The sequence below is a fragment of the Stenotrophomonas sp. SrG genome, from assembly GCF_050031795.1.
Taxonomy (GTDB): Bacteria; Pseudomonadota; Gammaproteobacteria; order Xanthomonadales; family Xanthomonadaceae; genus Stenotrophomonas; species Stenotrophomonas rhizophila_A.
This window is the reverse complement of record NZ_JBNBBE010001513.1, coordinates 1-233: the sequence shown is the minus strand read 5'-3', so window position 1 is coordinate 233 and position 233 is coordinate 1. Positions and strand designations below refer to the sequence as shown.

Sequence of the window (233 nt, the reverse complement as noted above, 5' to 3'; positions counted from 1 at the left end):
TGGGCTCGGCCACAGCGACCGGCGCGGGGTCGATGTCCGCATCGGTCAGCTCGATGTCCTCCACAGACCCCTCGGCACCAACGGGATTGTCCTCGTTGTTGTCCGCCACGCTGTCCGGGGCGACCGCGTCGACCGCCTCGGGCGTGGGTTCAGCGGACGCACGCAGGAACGTGGCCAGGGGACGACGCGGAGGCGGAGTCGGTTCGCTCATCGGGTCATTCAAGCACGGCGCA

1 pseudogene is annotated in these 233 nt (G+C 69.5%); it reads right to left on the bottom strand.

From position 1 onward, the window contains the following. Positions 1-211, bottom strand: a pseudogene (locus tag ACQG3P_RS24430) (DUF3426 domain-containing protein); the annotation flags it as partial. Positions 212-233: the final 22 nt, after the last annotated feature.